The sequence below is a fragment of the Bradyrhizobium sp. CCBAU 11434 genome, assembly GCF_028128895.1.
Lineage (GTDB): Bacteria > Pseudomonadota > Alphaproteobacteria > Rhizobiales > Xanthobacteraceae > Bradyrhizobium > Bradyrhizobium zhengyangense.
Genome location: NZ_LBJX01000097.1, coordinates 1 through 17,206, shown reverse-complemented (window position 1 = coordinate 17,206; position 17,206 = coordinate 1). Strand labels below are relative to the sequence as shown.

At 61.5% G+C, this 17,206-nt stretch carries 19 protein-coding genes and 1 pseudogene; 8 read left to right on the top strand and 12 right to left on the bottom strand.

Annotation, left to right across the window (positions count from 1 at the left end; genetic code table 11):
* Positions 1–159: 159 nt before the first annotated feature.
* On the bottom strand, positions 160–951 hold the full coding sequence (locus XI06_RS28105) for an AraC family transcriptional regulator (RefSeq protein WP_271607064.1): 792 nt from the start codon (positions 949–951) through the stop codon (positions 160–162).
* Between the two features lie 98 nt (positions 952–1,049).
* On the opposite strand from XI06_RS28105, the gene XI06_RS28100 reads away from it, so the two are divergent.
* Both XI06_RS28100 and XI06_RS28095 read left to right on the top strand, forming a co-directional pair.
* A complete protein-coding gene (locus XI06_RS28100; RefSeq protein WP_271607018.1) occupies positions 1,050–2,591 on the top strand; it encodes a carboxylesterase/lipase family protein in 1,542 nt (513 codons plus the stop codon).
* Between the two features lie 157 nt (positions 2,592–2,748).
* On the top strand, positions 2,749–3,051 hold the full coding sequence (locus XI06_RS28095; protein WP_237862532.1) for a hypothetical protein: 303 nt from the start codon (positions 2,749–2,751) through the stop codon (positions 3,049–3,051).
* Between the two features lie 48 nt (positions 3,052–3,099).
* Here the strand turns inward: XI06_RS28095 and XI06_RS28090 are convergent, their stop codons facing one another.
* The 3 genes from XI06_RS28090 to XI06_RS28080 form a co-directional block, all read right to left on the bottom strand.
* Complete coding sequence (locus tag XI06_RS28090; RefSeq protein WP_271607017.1) at positions 3,100–3,264, bottom strand: hypothetical protein; 165 nt, start codon at positions 3,262–3,264, stop codon at positions 3,100–3,102.
* A gap of 6 nt (positions 3,265–3,270) precedes the next feature.
* Entirely contained in the window at positions 3,271–3,477 is a 207-nt protein-coding gene (locus XI06_RS28085; RefSeq protein WP_237862534.1) for a hypothetical protein, read from the bottom strand.
* 98 nt (positions 3,478–3,575) lie between these two features.
* Positions 3,576–3,896, bottom strand: a complete 321-nt coding sequence (locus XI06_RS28080) for a hypothetical protein (protein WP_271607016.1) — start codon at positions 3,894–3,896, stop codon at positions 3,576–3,578.
* 73 nt (positions 3,897–3,969) lie between these two features.
* Between XI06_RS28080 and XI06_RS28075 the strand changes: the two genes are divergently transcribed.
* Positions 3,970–4,905 (top strand): LysR family transcriptional regulator, encoded by a 936-nt coding sequence (locus XI06_RS28075; RefSeq protein ID WP_333909373.1) that lies wholly within the window; start codon positions 3,970–3,972, stop codon positions 4,903–4,905.
* A gap of 622 nt (positions 4,906–5,527) precedes the next feature.
* The gene (locus tag XI06_RS28070; RefSeq protein WP_237862538.1) at positions 5,528–5,845 is read left to right on the top strand and encodes a PilZ domain-containing protein; all 318 of its coding nucleotides are present in this window, start codon (positions 5,528–5,530) and stop codon (positions 5,843–5,845) included.
* Between the two features lie 28 nt (positions 5,846–5,873).
* Here XI06_RS28070 and XI06_RS28065 read toward each other — a convergent pair whose 3' ends face one another.
* The 5 genes from XI06_RS28065 to XI06_RS28045 form a co-directional block, all read right to left on the bottom strand.
* Positions 5,874–7,754, bottom strand: a complete 1,881-nt coding sequence (locus tag XI06_RS28065; RefSeq protein WP_271607015.1) for a hypothetical protein — start codon at positions 7,752–7,754, stop codon at positions 5,874–5,876.
* Positions 7,693–8,568 carry a hypothetical protein gene (locus tag XI06_RS28060; protein ID WP_271607014.1) on the bottom strand — a complete coding sequence of 292 codons (876 nt, stop codon included), beginning with the start codon at positions 8,566–8,568 and terminating at the stop codon, positions 7,693–7,695. Before XI06_RS28060 ends, XI06_RS28065 begins: the two co-directional genes overlap by 62 nt.
* A gap of 276 nt (positions 8,569–8,844) precedes the next feature.
* The gene (locus XI06_RS28055; RefSeq protein ID WP_271607013.1) at positions 8,845–9,480 is read right to left on the bottom strand and encodes a hypothetical protein; all 636 of its coding nucleotides are present in this window, start codon (positions 9,478–9,480) and stop codon (positions 8,845–8,847) included.
* 53 nt (positions 9,481–9,533) lie between these two features.
* On the bottom strand, positions 9,534–9,854 hold the full coding sequence (locus XI06_RS28050) for an AzlD domain-containing protein (protein WP_271607012.1): 321 nt from the start codon (positions 9,852–9,854) through the stop codon (positions 9,534–9,536).
* Positions 9,847–10,572, bottom strand: coding sequence for an AzlC family ABC transporter permease (locus XI06_RS28045; RefSeq protein ID WP_271607011.1), 726 nt, complete (start codon positions 10,570–10,572; stop codon positions 9,847–9,849). The genes XI06_RS28050 and XI06_RS28045 overlap by 8 nt, the downstream gene beginning before the upstream one ends.
* 24 nt (positions 10,573–10,596) lie before the next feature.
* Here XI06_RS28045 and XI06_RS28040 point away from each other — a divergent pair, with 24 nt between their 5' ends.
* The 4 genes and pseudogenes from XI06_RS28040 (at position 10,597) to XI06_RS28030 (ending at position 14,094) form a co-directional block, all read left to right on the top strand.
* Positions 10,597–11,220 carry a CGNR zinc finger domain-containing protein gene (locus XI06_RS28040; protein ID WP_237869146.1) on the top strand — a complete coding sequence of 208 codons (624 nt, stop codon included), beginning with the start codon at positions 10,597–10,599 and terminating at the stop codon, positions 11,218–11,220.
* Positions 11,221–11,435: 215 nt separating this feature from the next.
* Positions 11,436–12,512: pseudogene (locus tag XI06_RS28035) on the top strand (tannase/feruloyl esterase family alpha/beta hydrolase); the annotation flags it as partial.
* Positions 12,513–12,638: 126 nt separating this feature from the next.
* A complete protein-coding gene (locus tag XI06_RS44010; protein WP_442869481.1) occupies positions 12,639–13,055 on the top strand; it encodes a tannase/feruloyl esterase family alpha/beta hydrolase in 417 nt (138 codons plus the stop codon).
* A 220-nt stretch (positions 13,056–13,275) separates the two neighbouring features.
* The gene (locus tag XI06_RS28030; protein ID WP_271607009.1) at positions 13,276–14,094 is read left to right on the top strand and encodes a hypothetical protein; all 819 of its coding nucleotides are present in this window, start codon (positions 13,276–13,278) and stop codon (positions 14,092–14,094) included.
* 122 nt (positions 14,095–14,216) lie between these two features.
* Here XI06_RS28030 and XI06_RS28025 read toward each other — a convergent pair whose 3' ends face one another.
* The 3 genes from XI06_RS28025 to XI06_RS28015 form a co-directional block, all read right to left on the bottom strand.
* On the bottom strand, positions 14,217–15,005 hold the full coding sequence (locus XI06_RS28025) for a hypothetical protein (RefSeq protein ID WP_271607008.1): 789 nt from the start codon (positions 15,003–15,005) through the stop codon (positions 14,217–14,219).
* A 60-nt stretch (positions 15,006–15,065) separates the two neighbouring features.
* Positions 15,066–16,091, bottom strand: coding sequence for a restriction endonuclease (locus tag XI06_RS28020; RefSeq protein ID WP_271607007.1), 1,026 nt, complete (start codon positions 16,089–16,091; stop codon positions 15,066–15,068).
* Positions 16,092–16,471: 380 nt separating this feature from the next.
* Positions 16,472–17,134: a PIN-like domain-containing protein gene (locus XI06_RS28015; RefSeq protein ID WP_271607062.1), complete on the bottom strand. Its 663-nt coding sequence runs from the start codon at positions 17,132–17,134 to the stop codon at positions 16,472–16,474.
* Positions 17,135–17,206 lie beyond the last annotated feature (72 nt).

Here is a 17,206-nt window from a genome sequence, read left to right as displayed (position 1 = left end):
GCTGCGCTGTAGCCTTGTCCCGGAAACGGTAAAACTACGCGCGCCGCGTCTGTTCGTGCCTGAAGGCCACGAAGCAGCCGGGCTTAGAGCCCATTAGGGGCGAAAACGCAAGCAGCAGTTCGGCTCGAGTTCCGTCATGTTTCCGGCGCCCCGCGGCGACTACGTCGCCTGGGCAACAGTGGCGAGATATTTCGCCGGCGGCTTGCCAAGCGCCTTCCTGAACATCGTGATGAAGGCGGCGACCGATTCATAGCCGAGATCGGCCGAGACCTGCTGCACGCTTGCGCCCGCGGCAAGCTCGCGGATCGCGACGATCAGATGTAGCTGCTGACGCCAGCGTCCGAACGTCAGCCCGGTCTCTTTCGCAACGAGGCGCGCAAGACTGCTCTCGCTGAGCGCGACGTGATCGGCCCATTGTGCCAGCGTACGACGGTCCGCGGGATTGTCCGCCAAGGCTGCAGCAATGCGCTTCAACCGCGGCTCACGCGAGAGCGGCAGATGCAATTGCTGCACGGGCATGCGCGGCAGCTCGCCAAGCAGCACGCCGATCAGGCGCTCCCGCCTCGCCTCGTCATGCTGCGCGCCATCGGACAGCTCGACGACCAATTCGCGCAGCAAGGGCGAGATCGAGATGGTGCAGCAACGCTCCGGCAGATCGACCAGCTCCGCCTCGACATAGACGAAGAACAGCCGCGCATTCGCGGTGGCGCGATTGCTGTGCGGCATGCGGCTCGGAATCCAGACCGCGCAATGCGGTGGCACCATCCACAGTCCGCTGGGAACGCGGCAGGTGACGCCGCCGCCGAGCGACACCACCAGCTGCCCCTTGCGATGGCTGTGCTCGGGGACTTCCTCCTTGGTCCCGTCGGCGTCGACGCGCACGGCAATGACAGGTGCGGCGCGGTCGTCCACATCGAGATCTAGCCAGGGGTATCTGAGCTTTTGCCGGATCATTGACTGAATTTAGCGATCGATTGCGATTATGCAAAAATTCATCCAACGCCAAAGTCGATAGATCTCGCCTCACGTCAACCCAAGGAGATGCGACCGTGCACGGCTCGATCATGCCTTCAGCCCGGATGGGCCGAACCATTCGCACGCAGGCCGGCCAGGTCCGCGGCGCGGTGCCAGACGGCAACGGCGTGCTCGCATTCAGGGGCATCCCCTACGCTGCACCTCCCGTCGGATCGCTGCGCTGGCGCGCGCCGCAAGCACCGACGCCATGGAGCGGCGTGCGCGATGCGCTCGACTTTGGCGCGGCGTCGCTCTCATCGCTCGAACATGATCCGCGGCCCGGACCGCGCAGCGAAGACTGCCTTACGCTCAATGTGTGGACGGCGGCGAAGGCGCCCGACGAGAAGCGGCCCGTGATGGTGTGGATCCACGGCGGCGGCTTTCAATTCGGCTCGTCGGCCAATCCCGCCACCGACGGAAGCGTGCTGGCTGCGAAGGGCGTCGTTATCGTCAGCTTCAACTACCGGCTCGGCCTCTTCGGCTTCCTCGCCCACCCTGATCTCGATACGCAGGCGCCCTCGGGCAATTTCGGCCTCCAGGATCAGCTCGCGGCGCTGCGCTGGGTCAAAGCCAACATCGCCGCGTTTGGCGGAGACCCCGGCAACGTCACCTTGTTCGGTGAATCCGCTGGTGCGATGGCTGTCGGCCTCCTGATGGCCTCACCGCTCGCGCGCGGGCTGTTCCACAAGGCGATCGGCCAGAGCGGAGCGTTCTGGGACGGCCGGCACGGGTCGCTGCAAGGGTTTGACGAAGCCCGTGCCCGCGGCCTCGCCTTCGTCCGTCAGCACGGCAACGGATCGATCGCAGCGCTGCGCGCGATGCCGGCCGAACCGTTGAACGCGGCCGCGCCATGGAGCTTCGCGCGCGATCACGTCACGCAAGCCTTCTCGCCAAGCATCGACCGTTACGTGGTGCCTGATGTGCCCGCGCGACGCTTCCTGCGCGGCGAGCAGATGCATATCCCGTTGCTCGCGGGATGGAACAGCGCGGAGGAATTTCCCTTCATGCCGCTCTCCCTGCCCGCTCACTCGGCGCAAGCCTTTCGTGCCGCGGCAGCAGAGCTATTCGGCGAGGGCCGGATGGCGGATTTCCAAAAGCTCTATCCTGATGACACGGACGCAGAAGCGAGGGCGTCGGCCGCCGCGCTCACGGGCGACATGGTGGTCGGCGAGCAGTGCTGGCAGGCGCTGCGACTGCACCGGTCCAGCACGCGTGCACCCGTCTACGCCTATCATTTTTCCTATACGTCGCCCTACACGCCGATCGCCTCGCACGTCACCGAGATCCCCTTCGTCTTCGGCACGCTGACGCCGCAGCGGATCATCGGCAGCACGACGCCGCCTGATGATGCCGACCGCGCGCTGGCGGAGGCGATGATGAGCTATTGGGTGAATTTTGCGACGCGCGGGAACCCCAATGCATCAGGCCTGGCGCCCTGGCCGCCCCATGATGAGCGCGATCTCGTGCATGTCCTCGGTACGACGATCGAGGCCCGCCCGAATCCGCAGGCTGACCGCTTCGCCTTCCTCGGCAGTTTCAGGGAGGACGGCATGCTTCCGATGCGCTGGCGCGCGTAAGGCCGCGAAAGAGAGCTCCGCGCGTGCCTTGAGGGGAGTTTTCCACACGAGGCGTCACCTCAACGTGAAACTTCCATCTTGATGGATGTTGTTCAGACTCTGGTAACCCAACGCATCCACTCTCCATCCAGTCTTGTTGCGTTGGAGTACCCGAAAAGTGCTGAATTTTGAGGAGCTGCGTGAACTCGCAGCCGATGTCCGCGTGTTTGTCGATGTCGCCGAAGACAAGGCCGAGGCGCTCAGGTCGGTCATCAGGGCCTACGACGTGGTGCTGGCGATCTTCCCGTCCGGAGACGGCATGGGCCTTCACGTCATCAAGGGCAAAGAGATCCTGGACGAAATCGCAAAGTCGCGCACGCATGCGATCTACAGCCATACGGCGATCGCGGTGCCCGACCTCGAACATGCCGAAGTGCTGAAATATTTGACGGCGCCGGCAGAGCAACGGATCGCGGCGTAGGCCGCAAGAGCCGCCACAGCGAGCGATCGTTCTCGCAACGATCGCTCCTCAGTGCCCCCACACCGCGATGGCGAAGCCGATCGTGAGAATGCCGATGCCGACGATCACGCCCCCGGCTTCGGCTGCGTCGTCCACACCGAACATCTTGGCGATGAGGGTCCCGACCGCGCTCAGGACGATGTCGAAGACGAAGCCGAGCAAGGCGTCAAGCATGGCGGCTCATCCGGCCTTGCCGTGCTTCAGGCCGTGCACCGCGTCGCCAATCGAACCGCCCACGACCAGCGCAGCGAAGACAGGCCAGCCAGCAGACACGACTAGGATCGTCGCCAAATGCGCGTCCTCGCCCGGCCGCCGATAGGCATCGAAGCCGGCGAAAAAGACCACTGCGATCAGGCAACTGACGACGTATCGCTTGAACCATTCCACAACGAATGACCTCGTTTCCAGGCATTCGTCGCCTCGAGCGCCACCCCGGTTCACTGGGCCGGCAACCCCGCCTCCTCCCCCGGCCGGACATCAGCCGATCAGTGGTTCGGCACGATTTCCCACGACGACACGTAATTCATGATGGGACGCTCGAACCTTGCACCCTTGCTCGTGAACACCTTGCCGAGGTCAAGCATCGGCTGAAACGTATCAAGCTGCTTGGCATCCTCCGGGGTACGCCACAGACTGACCTGGGCGAGCGCATGCGAAGCCTCATCCTCTCCGGAGTAGAAGTGGATCAGGCCGCGCATCTGCCGGATGCCAGGCGCGAGGACGTCAAGCGACTCCGCCATCATTTGCCTGAATTCGGCGAACTGGTTGGGATCGCAGCGCATCACGGACACACGGACGGTCGGCATGTTTGTCTCCTCACTCAACCCACGATCAAGCGGCGGGCCGATATGCTGAAGGATAGTGCGCCGGATCCAGCCGTTGAAATTCCTCTTACTTGGTGCTGCTATCCATTTCATGGATACCAAGAAGGTCGATCTCAATCTGCTTGTCGCGCTCGATGCGCTTCTGGCCGAACCCAACGTCACGCGATCGGCCCGCCGGCTCGGCCTGAGCCAGCCGGCGCTTAGCGCGCAGCTGGCGCGCCTGCGCGATCTGTTCGGCGACCCGCTGTTTCTGCCGGCGCAACGTGGCCTGACACCGACGGCGCGCGCCATGGAGCTGCAGGCGCAGGTACGACAGGCACTCGACCAGGTGCAAGGGGTGCTGGCGCGGGGACGCGGGTTCGATCCGGCCACCGCCGACGTCACCGTCGCGCTCGCCTGCTCCGACTATGTGCAGGTCGCCATCATCACTCCGCTGGTGCTCGACCTGCGCGTCAGCGCCCCGAAACTGAAGCTAGCAATTCGCCAGCTGGATGGCAGCCTGCTGGGCCAGCAGATGGTATCAGGCGTTGTCGACCTCGCCGTGATGACGCCGGCGACGGCGCCGGCGGCACTGCGAACGCGACGGTTGTTTCATGAGCGCTACGTCACGATCGCGCGGCGGCAGCATCCGACGGTGAAGGGACGCCTCACGCTCGATGATTTCGTCGCGCTCGAGCATGTCATGGTCTCGCCGCGCGGGGGCGGTTTCGACGGACCTGTCGACACGGCCCTCGGCAAGCTCGGGCGCAAGCGCAGCATCGCGGTGTCGACGGCGAGCTTTTTGTTCGTGCCCGACCTCGTCGCCCGCTCCGATCTGATCGCGACGGTGCCGGAGCGGCTGGTGCGCGGGCGCGCCGAGCGCCTCCAGGTGCTGGAGCCGCCGCTCGCGGTCGACGGCTTTGCCATCGGCCTCGTCTGGCACGAGCGCACCGAACAGCACCCGGCGCATCGCTGGATCAGGCAGCGCCTGCGCACATTGTGCGCCGGATGAAGCGGCGAAGCAGGAAAGGTCGATGCTGCAGGGGCTAAGGTTCGCCTATCCTGCCTGGCCAGGATCCATCGGCTGGGTCCTTGCTCGCGAAATGGCATCCAGCCGCAACCAGGCCCAGCGCAATGTTCACGCCAAGCAGGATTTGCAGGACGAGGCCCATGTCCTCGCTCACGTACCTGACGTCGTGGCGGAGGACATAGCGCACGGGATGCACACCGTCAGGCTCATGAGGAGAGATGGCCACAAGCGCAAGCAACGCGACCGTCCCGCAAAGCGCAGCAACCCACGCAATCCGTCCAAGCCTTCGTAGCCAGCGCTTCATGCCAATCTCGTCAGGGCCGCTCCCCCGTTTTGCTTGCCGATGGCAGGCTCGCGATCGCGAGATTGGTCTTGAGGGTGTGAGCCATGTGACTTAGTCGCCCTGGCTCGCCGGCGGTTCAGGGGGCACCTCGCCACCTGGCACCCCGGTCGATGCGCGCAACAGTCAGTAGTGCTCGGCAGCGCAACGATCGCGTGCAATCTCACCGTGATTTCAAGTCTCCGCCGCCGCCTTCTTCACCGAAGATCAAGCTTCTCGCTCCATTCTCGACCGCCGCTTGGGGATCATCAGCGGGGGTGCGCGATGAGCGAGGGAGAGCAACGCAAGGACCGGCGCGTCGCGTTCGAACGGCCCCTCGACGCGCGCGTCATGGCGATCGACGGCACATGGCAGCGCGCCTGCAAGATTCACGACGTCTCCGAAATGGGGGCGAAGCTGGTGATCGACGGCGCGGTGACGGATATCGGCCAGAAGGAATTTTTCCTGGTGCTGTCCCCCATCGGCCTGGCCTACCGACACTGCGAGCTCGCCTGGATCAATGGCGAGTTCGTCGGCGTCCAGTTCATCAATCGCGGCAGAGCATCGAAGCGAGCGCGTCGCGGCGAAACACTGGTGAAGTGACGGCCTCATCAAGCCGCCATTTCGTGGCCTAGGTAAATCTCCCGTTCGGATCCGTGTACCGATACGTGTAGGTGTTGTTGTTCATGTCCTCATAGGTCCGGATTTCGAGCACCACATAAACGATCTTCCACGAACCAGAGCCGGGATCGATATTGTTCGGAAGAAACGCGCTGGGGTTCGCCGTCGTGGCATTCGAGTTGCCGTAGGTGATCAGTTCCTGCACCCAATAGCCCGGACTCAGTCCGGATGCGTCGCCGGGCTGCGGATCGGGCAGCAGCAACAGCGCGAAGCGGTAGGACGCAATCACGCTGCTGGCCCAGGCCGGGTCGATCGCGAGTTTCGCACTGTCAGGCAGATTGCCCCAGTTCGGTGGCCCCCACGGTGGGGTTGCGCTGAACGGCTGCAATGAAACGCCCCATTGCGCGGTCTTCGTGTCGATCGTGGTGCTCGAATAGCCGCCTTTGACCCCGAGCATGACGCTGCCCGAGCTCGAGACTCCACCGATGAGCGGCACCCCTGCCTTGGCGTCCCAATAGAAACCGAGCGCGACCGAGCCGCCGACATTCCAGGAGCCATTGTGCATGGAGGTTTGCAGCCCCGTGAAAGCGGAGCCGGTCACTCCGCCAAGCGTCCAGGAGAAGTTGAGATATTTTTGCGACTGCTCGCCGGCGGCTGCGCCGAAGTCGAACGCGGCCGGCCAGATCACGGAATCGAAATAGTCGGTGATTGTGCCCTTCGTCAGCGCAGCCATCGTGGCATTGATGCCGCAGGGCGTGCTGTCGGAGCGCGTCCCGTCGATCGTATAGGTCATGAGATCTCCGGGCGTCACCATGAACGGCACGTAGTCGTAACCGTTGGACTGACCGGTGCTTGGATTCGTCACCGCGAAGATCGGTGCCTGCGGGGCCGAGATGGTGGCGTTCTGTGTGCCGTCGCTGATCACATTCTTGTTTGCGTCGAGGAAGCGCAAATTGGTGATCGACACCGAACCCGACGCTGCGAACACCGTGCCGTAGGGGACAATGCCGTTCCCGATCATCGACCCCTTATCGACGCTCGCGGTTGCGGGCTGCTGGAGCGGCTGCGTGAGGGTGCTCGAGGTCGAGGTCGACCATGTCTTGACGTAACCGCCGGAAGCCGACGCATCCCAGGCCATGCCCGCGCCGCCGCCCTCGCCAAACGATTCGTCGCCGACCTCGGCACCAATCTTCCCGTTGGTGGTCAGGGTCCCGCCCAAATTCCAGCTCTGCTCGCCCTGCTCCTTCTTCTCTTGCGACGTTCCGTAGATCACCGAGCCGAGATCGTTGGTCGTGCTTTCGAACTGCCAACCGATGATGTTCGAGACAGGCAGCGGGATCGGTCCTTCGATGATCCCGGTAACGACGACGGCGGGTCCCACCGTCGGCGAATACAGCGAGATGTTGGCGTAGTTCGAGATCACCTCGGCCGTGCCGTATGGCTGCACCTGCGCCACCGTCGTCCCGCCATAGAACAACAGCTGCAACAGCTGATAGGAGGTGGTGGTCATATTGCCGGTGCCGTCCGCGTTCGGCTCCGGCGTGGACTGCGCCGGATTGGTGGTGTCGACGATGAACAGCATGCTGGCCGGCGTGCTCGTGTCCGCCGAGGAAGCCGTCACGGTATACTGGCTCGCATAGGCGAGCGGCCCGTAGGTCGAGAACGTCTCGAACAGCAGGGCCTTCGACAGGTTCTTCTCGCTGGTGACCGACGACCCGCAGGCGATGATGCGGCCCGCAGGATCGGGCAGCACCGTGAGCGGAGATTTGGTTGCGACCGGGCTCGACCAGGCGAGCGCCGGCTGTCCCGCAGCCGGCGAGCCGTTGTCGTCAAGCGGCCAGGTGAGCGCAACCTGGAACGACGCCTTGTTCGATCCGTTCGCGTCGGCCATGGTCAGCGTCAGGACCGTCACCATGTCGCGCGAGGTTGTTGCTGCTATCGGCGTCGCTGACTTGCGGGACGATCGCGAGGCCGATCCGATTGCCGAGGCTGATGCCCGAGCGGCCGGCCACCGGAGGCAGCAATGCGCCGATTTCGGCAGCGCTCCGCGCCGTCGACGAGCCGTTCCGCGCGGGCCAGCTTCCGAACACGCCTGCGCTGCTGGTGATGGTTTTGGTCGGCTGCTGGTCGGCCACGTAATAGACGCCGACCATTGCGAAATCCATCAGCTTGCCGTTCTCGATCGGAAACGGCTGCACCATTCCCACCAGGAATGCCTGCGATCCCAGGGACACTGCGCTGACGGAGGCCCCGTCCTGCAGGGCAAAGGGAAGATTGTTCTCGTCGCATAGCACGAAGCCGGCGAGCCAGTCCGTCGGCGCGCTGGAGCTTCCCGGCGGCGGCGTGACAGATGTCAGCGAGCTCACCATGACGCCGGCGTTGTTCGATTCCTTCCACAAATCAGGCTGATTCCAGAACAAATACAGGGCCGGGACTTCGCCGGACTGGATCGCGAGCGCGCATCCGCCCTTGGTTTGCGGCGCAAATCCGTTCGGCAGCGTGAGCCGGCTGTTCGACCATGAGCTCTTGTTGCCAAGCGTGGTGGACGCGAAGCCCAAATCGGTCGAGTAGAGCGACTGCTGGATGTCGGAATGTTCGTCCGCGCCGACGACGAAGATGTCCGCGCCGAACAGTGCGACGGCATTGCCCTGGGGCCTTGCCCCAAAGCCGAGCTGAATTTCCGGATTTTGCGCGGGGGTCGCCATTCACACACCTCCTCCGGCAGACGCCTGTCATGCCGCCGGCGGCATTACAGTCTATGGTTGCGACAATTGGAAGTCGCATTCTGGTGACCATGCACATGTCTGGCGGGCTCGCGGCAAAGCCACCATCGCCGCAAGTCTTGTCGCTGGGCAGCAAGAGACCTGCGGACTTACGGCACTTCCGAAGGTGGTAGGAGAAGCTGGGGCGTGTGATGCGGCCGGGAGCGAACGTGACTCGCTCGCATCCGTCGCGAAGCATGAACGCTGCCAGCAACAACTTCAATTCGTCGTGGTCTTGCCGCCGCGCATGGACACGAGCTTGTCCTCACGAAATCCGAGAATGAGCCAAGCGGTCTCATCGAAACCGTGTGCGAGCTTTCCCGCGTGAGAATACACCATCTGAGCCGCTTCCGACTTCGACGGCGGTCCCAACGCCGTGATGATCTCCTGACGCGACATGCCCAAATGCAGCTTGCCGTCGAAGACGACAGGCGAGAATTTTTCCGGGATGATGGCGCAATCGGTCGAGGCCCCGGCGTCTGTCTCGGTGAGCTCTTCAACGATCTCCGTGACGCGATGGTCCGGGCCGCCCATCTCTCCGCTGGACACCACCCATATCAGATGCTGCGCGCGCCGATAACACAGCCAGTAGATGCTGCCTGCAGCGTCGCCCTGGTGTTGGATGGTCCCTTCGCCCACGGCTTTGCGGACCGCGCCGAGCGGCGTCTCCTCGAAGCGGCCGGCGAATGCGCCCAGCGAAAATCGGATCGCCAATCTCTTCACGACCGTCGGCGGCACGCGCTCGAGCGCATGTTCGTCGAATGGCGGCGGCGGCGGCGAATGCGCGGAGCAGTCGCGCGTAGGAATCCCGAAAAGGAGAAGCAGCAGCAAAAAGAGCGTCTTTGTCCGAGCCATGCAGCTTAGTCGCGTTGGCTCGACAAGGGTTCAGACGAACTTACTTTCTCTCATTAGGGAGAGCCTGCCGCCGCAAGACGCACGCCGGCGACGAGTGCGGCGGCAGCGAAGCCAACGGCCAACGCCGCCCACTCCTTGCGCGTCACTGTCATGACGGCAAGCGAGGCCGCGCAGCCGACGATGCTTGCCAGCCCACCTTCGAGGCAGGCGGCCGCCACGAAGGCAACGAAGAGATTCCCGGGAGCCAGTTGGAAGAACCTTGCCATTGCGCTGCCCTCTCGCATCAATCCGCCCGCGAGAAACCCTCCTGATCGCATGGCATAGCTGACAAGCCCCAGCACACAGATGGCCGCGAGCGTACGCCAGTCAAGCATGGTCGGCGCGCATCATGCTGAAGCCGGTGCCGATCGCGCCGCCGGCCAGCATGGCCCAATTCGGCGATACGAATCTGCCGACAAGAAGTGCGCCCGCAGCCGACAGCAGCCAAGGCAGAACAGAACGCGCGCCACGCCACTGGGTCGGCAGCAGGGTGACGATGAACGCTGCAGGAAGCAAAGCTGCGGCGACTGAAAGCGGGCCATCCGGTGCCAGCGGCAGGCCGTAGCCAAGGGCGGTCCCTCCCATCCAGCCGACGGCCATGGGCACGCTCGCGCCCAGCAGATACCCGATATCGGCATCGTTGCTTTCCGCGTCCGCGCTCGTCATGAGCCAGGAGGCGTCCGCCAGGAGAAACAGGATCGGCAGCGTGATGCGCTTTCTGAGTTGGCCGAAGATCTGGTAGAGGTGAGCGCCCATGACGAGATATCGCGCGTTTGTCGCGATACAGGCCACCGCCATCGGAATGATCGGCGGGACCGCGGCCCACATACCGAGAGTGACAGCCTGCGCCGTGGCAGAGTAGACGACGACGCTGAACAGAACTGAAGGCACGAAGCCGAGCCCGACACCGCGATAGGCGACACCCATGACCACGCCAGCCACACCATTGCTCAACAGGAACGGAAGCGCCGCGAGCAAGCCGCGCCGAAACCCTGCGCGTGAGCAGATCGCCTTTACCGAAGACGCGGGTTGCGTTGTAATGGTCATGACCATTATATAGGCCCGGCAGGCTCAGCCATGTCAAGGGATCCCCAACGCGCAGCGACGCAATTTTTCGGCGGCAGAGTCTGTCTCGACTTCGCCAACACGTTGGATTGGCGGACATCTGGTGATCCGCAGGAGCTGATCCCCGACTACACCGCCTTTCTCGGCTGGTGTGCCCGCCGGGGAACCCTGTCACATCAGGCGATCAAGGCGCTCGAAGTGATCGCCCAAAAGAAGCCGGCTGCCGCTGCCGCCGCACAAGCCGAGCTCCTCTCGCTGCGCTCGGAGATCTGGAGCATCTGTGATGCGCTACGCCGGGGCGAGCGCAGCGACTTGGCATCTGTAAATGCTCTGCTCGCGCAAGCTCCGCCGCAGCCGAGCCTCGTTCGAACCGACGGCCCGTATGTGCACAATTTTTCGGGCCGGACTCTCTCCGAACCGCTCTGGCCCATCCTGTGGTCCCTGACTGCGGTTCTGACGTCGGCAGATGCATCGCGCATCGGTTGCTGCCAGGCTGACGGTTGCGGCTGGTTCTATGTCGACGAAAGCCCGAACCGAACCCGCCTGTGGTGTTCAAGCGAGGTCTGCGGAAATCGCGAGCGAGCGCGACGCGCCTACGCCAAGCGCCGAAAGACGATCCCCGGCAAGAGAGGCTGACACTTCGAAGGGAATGAGGCGCGACGAAATTCCGGAATTGCACACAACTCATCAGCTCCATGCGGCTCGCATCGGCCTGACGCGGTTGAAAGCCTGCGCCGCTGGACTGCACCTCCCGAATATCTCAAGATGGTTTCAGTATCAGTGCACCAGATCGTCCGGGCCCGGCGCGAGTGACGTGCACCGCAATAAAATTCAAAAAACGGCAGGGAACGATGCAGCGAAAAGGAAATCTGGCGCTCGATGGTGCCATGGCTGGCCTGGCTCTGGTCGCGGCCATCACGGTCATTACGATCTCGCCGGCAAGCGCCGACGATTCAGCCAACATACCGCCCGCGCTCAAATGCGCTGACTTGGCCGGCTGGAAGATGCCGGGATCGACGGCGTCAGTCACCAAGGCCGAAATGGTGCCGGAGGCGCCGCCGGGGACCGTGCAGCCGTCGCCGCCGGCGCCGGCCACCGTATCGGTGGCGCTTCCGCAAAACTGCCGCGCCGATGGCGTGATCGATCAGCGCGTCGGGCTCGAGGGCAAGTCCTACGCGATCGGCTTTGCCGTCGCCCTGCCCGATCGCTGGAACGGCCGGTTCCTGTTTCAGGGCGGCGGCGGTTTGAACGGCTCGATCCGGCCGCCGCTGGGTTTCCAGGCGGCCGGCGAGGTGCCGGCGCTGGCGCGCGGCTTTGCCGTTGTTACGACCGACAGCGGTCATCAGGGCGCGGTGTTCGATGCCTCGTTCCTGAAGGACCAGGAAGCCGCGCTCAACTTCGCCACTGCATCGGTCGGCAAGGTGACGATCGCCGCCAAGGCGATCGTCGCGCATTACTATGGCCAGGGCGCAAAACGTTCCTATTTCACGGGCTGCTCGACCGGGGGCCGCGAAGGCATGCTGGCGTCGGCGCGCTATCCCGAACAATTCGACGGCATCGTCGCCGGCGCGCCTGCGATGCGCACCGGCAACTCCAATATCGGTCTCGCCTGGGCCAACGCTGCCTTCAGCCGGATCGCGCCGAAAGATGCGTCCGGCAAGCCGGAGCCCGCCAAAGCCTTTTCCGCTGATGAGCGCAAGCTGATCACCAACGCGATCCTCGATGCCTGCGACGCCAAGGACGGCGTCAAGGATGGCCTGATCTTCCACGCTAAGGCCTGTCAATTCGATCCCGCGGTCCTCACCTGCAACGGCGATGTCAAGGAGTCCTGCCTGGCGCCGCCGCAGGTCGATGCCCTGAAAAAGGCTTTTGCCGGACCGAAGAATTCGCGCGGCACGCCCATCTACCCGCCGTTCCCGTGGGACAGCGGCGTGGCATCCGAAGGCGTTGCCCTTCCCGGCATCCTGGCGACAGGCGCGCGCAGTCCGGTCGGACCGCCTGTTTGGGAAAGCATCGACGTCGATCAACTCGAAGACCGCGTCAACGCGAGCGGGATGGATCGCCTCGCCAACACCGCCTACTGGACCAACCTTTCGAGCTATTTCGGCCATGGCGGCAAGCTGCTGTTTTACCACGGTGTGAGCGATCCCTGGTTCTCGGCAAACGACACCGTTGGCTACTACGAGCGCATGGCGGCGGATTCCGGCGGCATGGAGACGGTGCGGGAGAAATCGAGCCGGGCCTTCCTCGTGCCCGGCATGGGGCACTGCTCGAGCGGCGCAACGCTCGATCATTTCGATCTCCTCAGCGCGGTCGTGAGCTGGGTGGAAGACGGCAAGGCGCCCGATGCGGTGGTCGCGACCGGACCAGCCTTTCCCGGCCGCAGTCGGCCACTTTGCGCCTATCCGCAACATGCGCAGTACAAGGGCCAAGGCGATCCGGAGAGCGCGGCGAGTTTTGAGTGCAAGTAGGAGGAGTGTGCGGTCAAATGCAGGCCATGGAGCGCGATAGCAAGGACTGGCGCACGTGGCAGGACCATGACAATGCGAGCAAGCTCTAACCGAAGCGTGTTCAAGACGTCGCGCATCGAACTACGGTGACAGTCCAGCACTGTCACCGTAGTTCCCGTCGGCTTGCTAGGTGATCTAGTCGGAAATTCCACAAGCCCATCTTTCCGCTGCTGGTGCTCCAATGCGTTACTTCAATCATCTCAAGCGCCTACCCATATCGCTCAAGGTAGCGCTCCTATCCACGCTCGTAATTTTCGCGCTGAACGTCGCGTGGGCACTAAGCCAAACCGCATGGAAGCTTGATCCAGGTACTGCCACCTTAGCTGGTGCAGTTATTGGTCTTGCCATCATCGGCCAGCAGACCCGACGAGGCTTTATCAATCTCGTAAAATCGCAAAACAATCAGGCTGAGCTTGATCGAGCGGCTCGCCTTCATGCAGCCGAACTCGAAGAACAAGCCGCAGCCAAGACCATCAAAGCCGACCGCATCAACTTACTTGCGGCACTCAGGTCCGAAATCGTCGGATTACTTGCGGCCGCGCACACCGCCACCAATACCTCCGCTCGTTTCGCGGAGATCGCCGACGCGCTGGCAAAGAACAATATGCCCGCCACGACAAAGACCATCACTTATCCGACTTTTGATGCGCCGATATACCTCGCTAACCTCACTCGTATTGGACTCATCGGCCCCTCTCTCGGCGGCGATGTCGTGAAGGTCCTATCACGGACCCGAAACAAGAAATCGGACTTGACCTCGGATGGCGTCATTCCACATTCTGGTGTTAAGATGCTCTACGAAGCAAGTGCCGAAAGCTTTAAGAATTGGGCGGACGATCTTTTGCACGTGGCGATGAGAATCAGATCGGTAGAGGAAGGTTGGCCCGATCCAGGCACGCTTGCCGAGACCCACGATGCCAGGCGTGCGGGCACCTTCGCGTATACTCAGGCTCCCGGCTATGCCGAGGCGCTAGCTAAAGAAGCAGACGGTCATCCCTAAATGCACGCCTCCATTCCGGAACTACGGTGACAGTGCACTTACTCGCCCTGGCCGCGATTTGAGTTGGGTGCAGTCCAGCGCTCCCCAATTTGGAAGCAGCACATGTGGTGTTGGTAAGGCTGTCAGAGGTCATCTATCTCAGTGCGGTCATTGTGGGATACGATTTCCCTGACCGATGTAATCTTCTGATCGAGTAACTGATTCTGGAAATATTCGTCGATCTCCAGCACGCGACGTACAAGTTGTCGCTTGGCATCAATATCCAGGTTTACCTTGGTACCTAGCTTTAGCAGTGCATCGGCGTTCTCAATTTTTTGTTTCAGTATCTTTTGCTTTGTTTGTTCTCTCGCCAGCCGCCTGTCCTCCAGTGCAATTAACCGGTCTGCAATTCCGAGAATAAACTTGGAGATATGACCAACAATACGACCCGCTCCTGCGATGTCTACGAATCCTGGGCTGGCATACTGAATGGCGGCAACGTGCAGTGATGGGATATAGGCGACATCCGTTACGAAGCGTCGGACGACCGCTTCACGGTAGTAATCTTCTACTTCAATTTCTAAAGCCTCATCGTTTGTCCATGCGGGGCCGAACCTCAAAGGTCGCCCTGAAAAGCGAAGATTAAGCCCAAGCCACATTCTATCATTGTCTTCGGATTCCTCGGTATCGCCGAACGATGCGATCTCGTTGAGGACCTCGATCTCCTTGAAGAGCTCCGAAAACTCAGCGGGAGTCCAAGCCCCATCAATCTCAACACGCAAGATGCCGTATTCATCCGCCATGAGGCTACCCCTCAATATTTCACTTCGGCTTCCTAACAATCTACGATTACGCCCTGATTCATGCACGCGGAAAGGCGCATATGCGTTAGCGAGAAGATACGACGATGGCAGCATGGCGAGCGAATTCATTCGCGATGCCCCTCCCCCGCATCTCTGCGCACACTCTCACGTAAAGATTGTGCACTTTACCTACCGTTCGAGCTTCATGAGCATTTCGTCCAGTCTCTCGAATAAGAGTGTATTGGGATCGTCACCGGCGTCCTTCATCTCAAGCATCTTGCACATGTCATCGAGACTTAGGCTTAATATCAATTTTCCATTTTCCCTCAGCGCGCCTCGCATAATGGCCTTCGCGTTTTTGTTAGCTCCTTTACGAGAAATGACTAAGGCGACAGATCGCATGGCCGGAACGAATAGGTATTTTTCCGTGCTGTAGATCTCACCTTGAGTAATAAAGCGAGTATGATTCTTAAATTCGAAAACGACGTACCATGTCTTGAAATACCTGACTATTGAGGCCCAGAAATCGTGATCGGAGGCAATTCGCGCAACTAGGTCATATCGATGGACCCCGGAGTCCGAGGTCTTCTGCAGTGCCCAATTCACGAAGTCTTCTGCGAACAAGTATTGCAGCGCCTCGGAAGCCTTGGTCTCAAATTGACGGGCCCCGGCCTTTCCAATTTTTACAAGGCGAAGACTTTTCGCAAGCTCTTCGCCTTTGGGGGGTGGCGGTGTTTCCACCCCTGCTGGAGCCGCGTAAGCGTCGCCGAGAATCCGAGCAGCCACGATGTCGGCATCGTAACCCGCTGGCATAGGAGAAATCTGCCTGGCGATTGAATCGAGCCGAGCAGCGAACGTGGGATACTTGGCGACCATTTCACGCAGCTTCGTCATGTCGACCACGATCGTCGCACCCAAGTTGACAATCGGAATATTCAAAGTGCTACCGAGTACAAGAACCGCCTCGTGCGCGTTGGCGGCTTGACGCTGGTTCTCCAGAGCCATCGCGGCTCTGATGACTAATGTCCGGGAAATGACTCGCGTGCGGTAGAGCTTCACCTCGATGATAACTACGTTTCCCTCGGGGGAGGTGACCCTAAAATCGTAACCCTTGTCGGCTCCGCGCAGTGGTGCAACGCGCTTATAATCAAGCGCTTGGTAGATTTCATAAACTAGCGCCTCAAACTCTTCTTCTAGTGATCGGTGATTGCTCATTCACTTGCACCGGTAGGATATAGCTGACCACTCAACCTTGAGTTACGGCTATGGTGCTGAGGTAGCAACAGAAATCGGCCCAGGAATGAGCGAACCAATCCCCCGACGCACACGTTCCCCCCGCCCCCTGCCCCTCCCCCTACTTTCCTGCTATCTCTCCTCCGCCGTTCCGGCCCAAAGCAAAACCCTCCGAATACCCAAAGGGCAATTACGGTGACAGTGCACCAAACCCACTCGCGTTGGTCCATCCGCCATGAGCGAGCATAGCCGCACGTACGACTTGCGTGTATTGAGTGCACTGTCACCGGTCTTCCGCTAGAACAATTGGGTAGTGCTTTCGAACTCCCATATGCCACGATCGTACGAGAGGCCGTTGAAACCTACTTTTCCTCTTCCTCCTCCTCCTCTTCGCGGGCTTCAGCGGCTCTATCAAGCGCCTCCATCCGTCTGAGCAGACTTCGCCTTCGTAAAGTCAGATCTGCGATTAGTTCCCGTTGCTCGGGCGATGCCGTCTCAGGATCGCCTAACTCCAGAAGCCGACGCTCGGCCATACGGATCCGGCGTTCGAGACTTCCTCTGTAACCTCGAGATCTTTGAGGCAAGCTTTGCAAGGCCTGCGTCGTCGCCAGCCAATTTGCTGTATTTTGCGTCGCCGCGAGCCAATTTGCAGTGTTTGCTTCCTCTGCCTTCCGCACATTCTTGACCGCGTCTTCGGGCACGCCAAATATTTCTAGCAGCTTGGACAGGGTGACAATATGAACTGTGCGCCCGCCGGTTGTGGAGCGATATTCTTCGATTAACTCAACCCTTGGTTGAAACGCACCTGAATTGCGAACCCACCAGTCCGGCTTCTCCTCGGCGGAAACGAAAACACAATCCTTGTTCCGACTCTTACCTTCGGCCAGAATCGTCTTCCAAATCAAAAGATCGCCCGGCCCTCCCTGCAGTTTCTTCCCATCCTTGTAGCCCGGTGGAATGCGCAAGCTCGCGCGCTGCTTCAGATCCTCATGAAAAGATTTCTGCGCCTCCGCAGTCTCTAGCAGGCTGTTGAAAAAAGGCGCTCGCCGCCGACCGGTGACGGTGATTCATTGGCTCCGAAGAGAAGATTCGGAGAT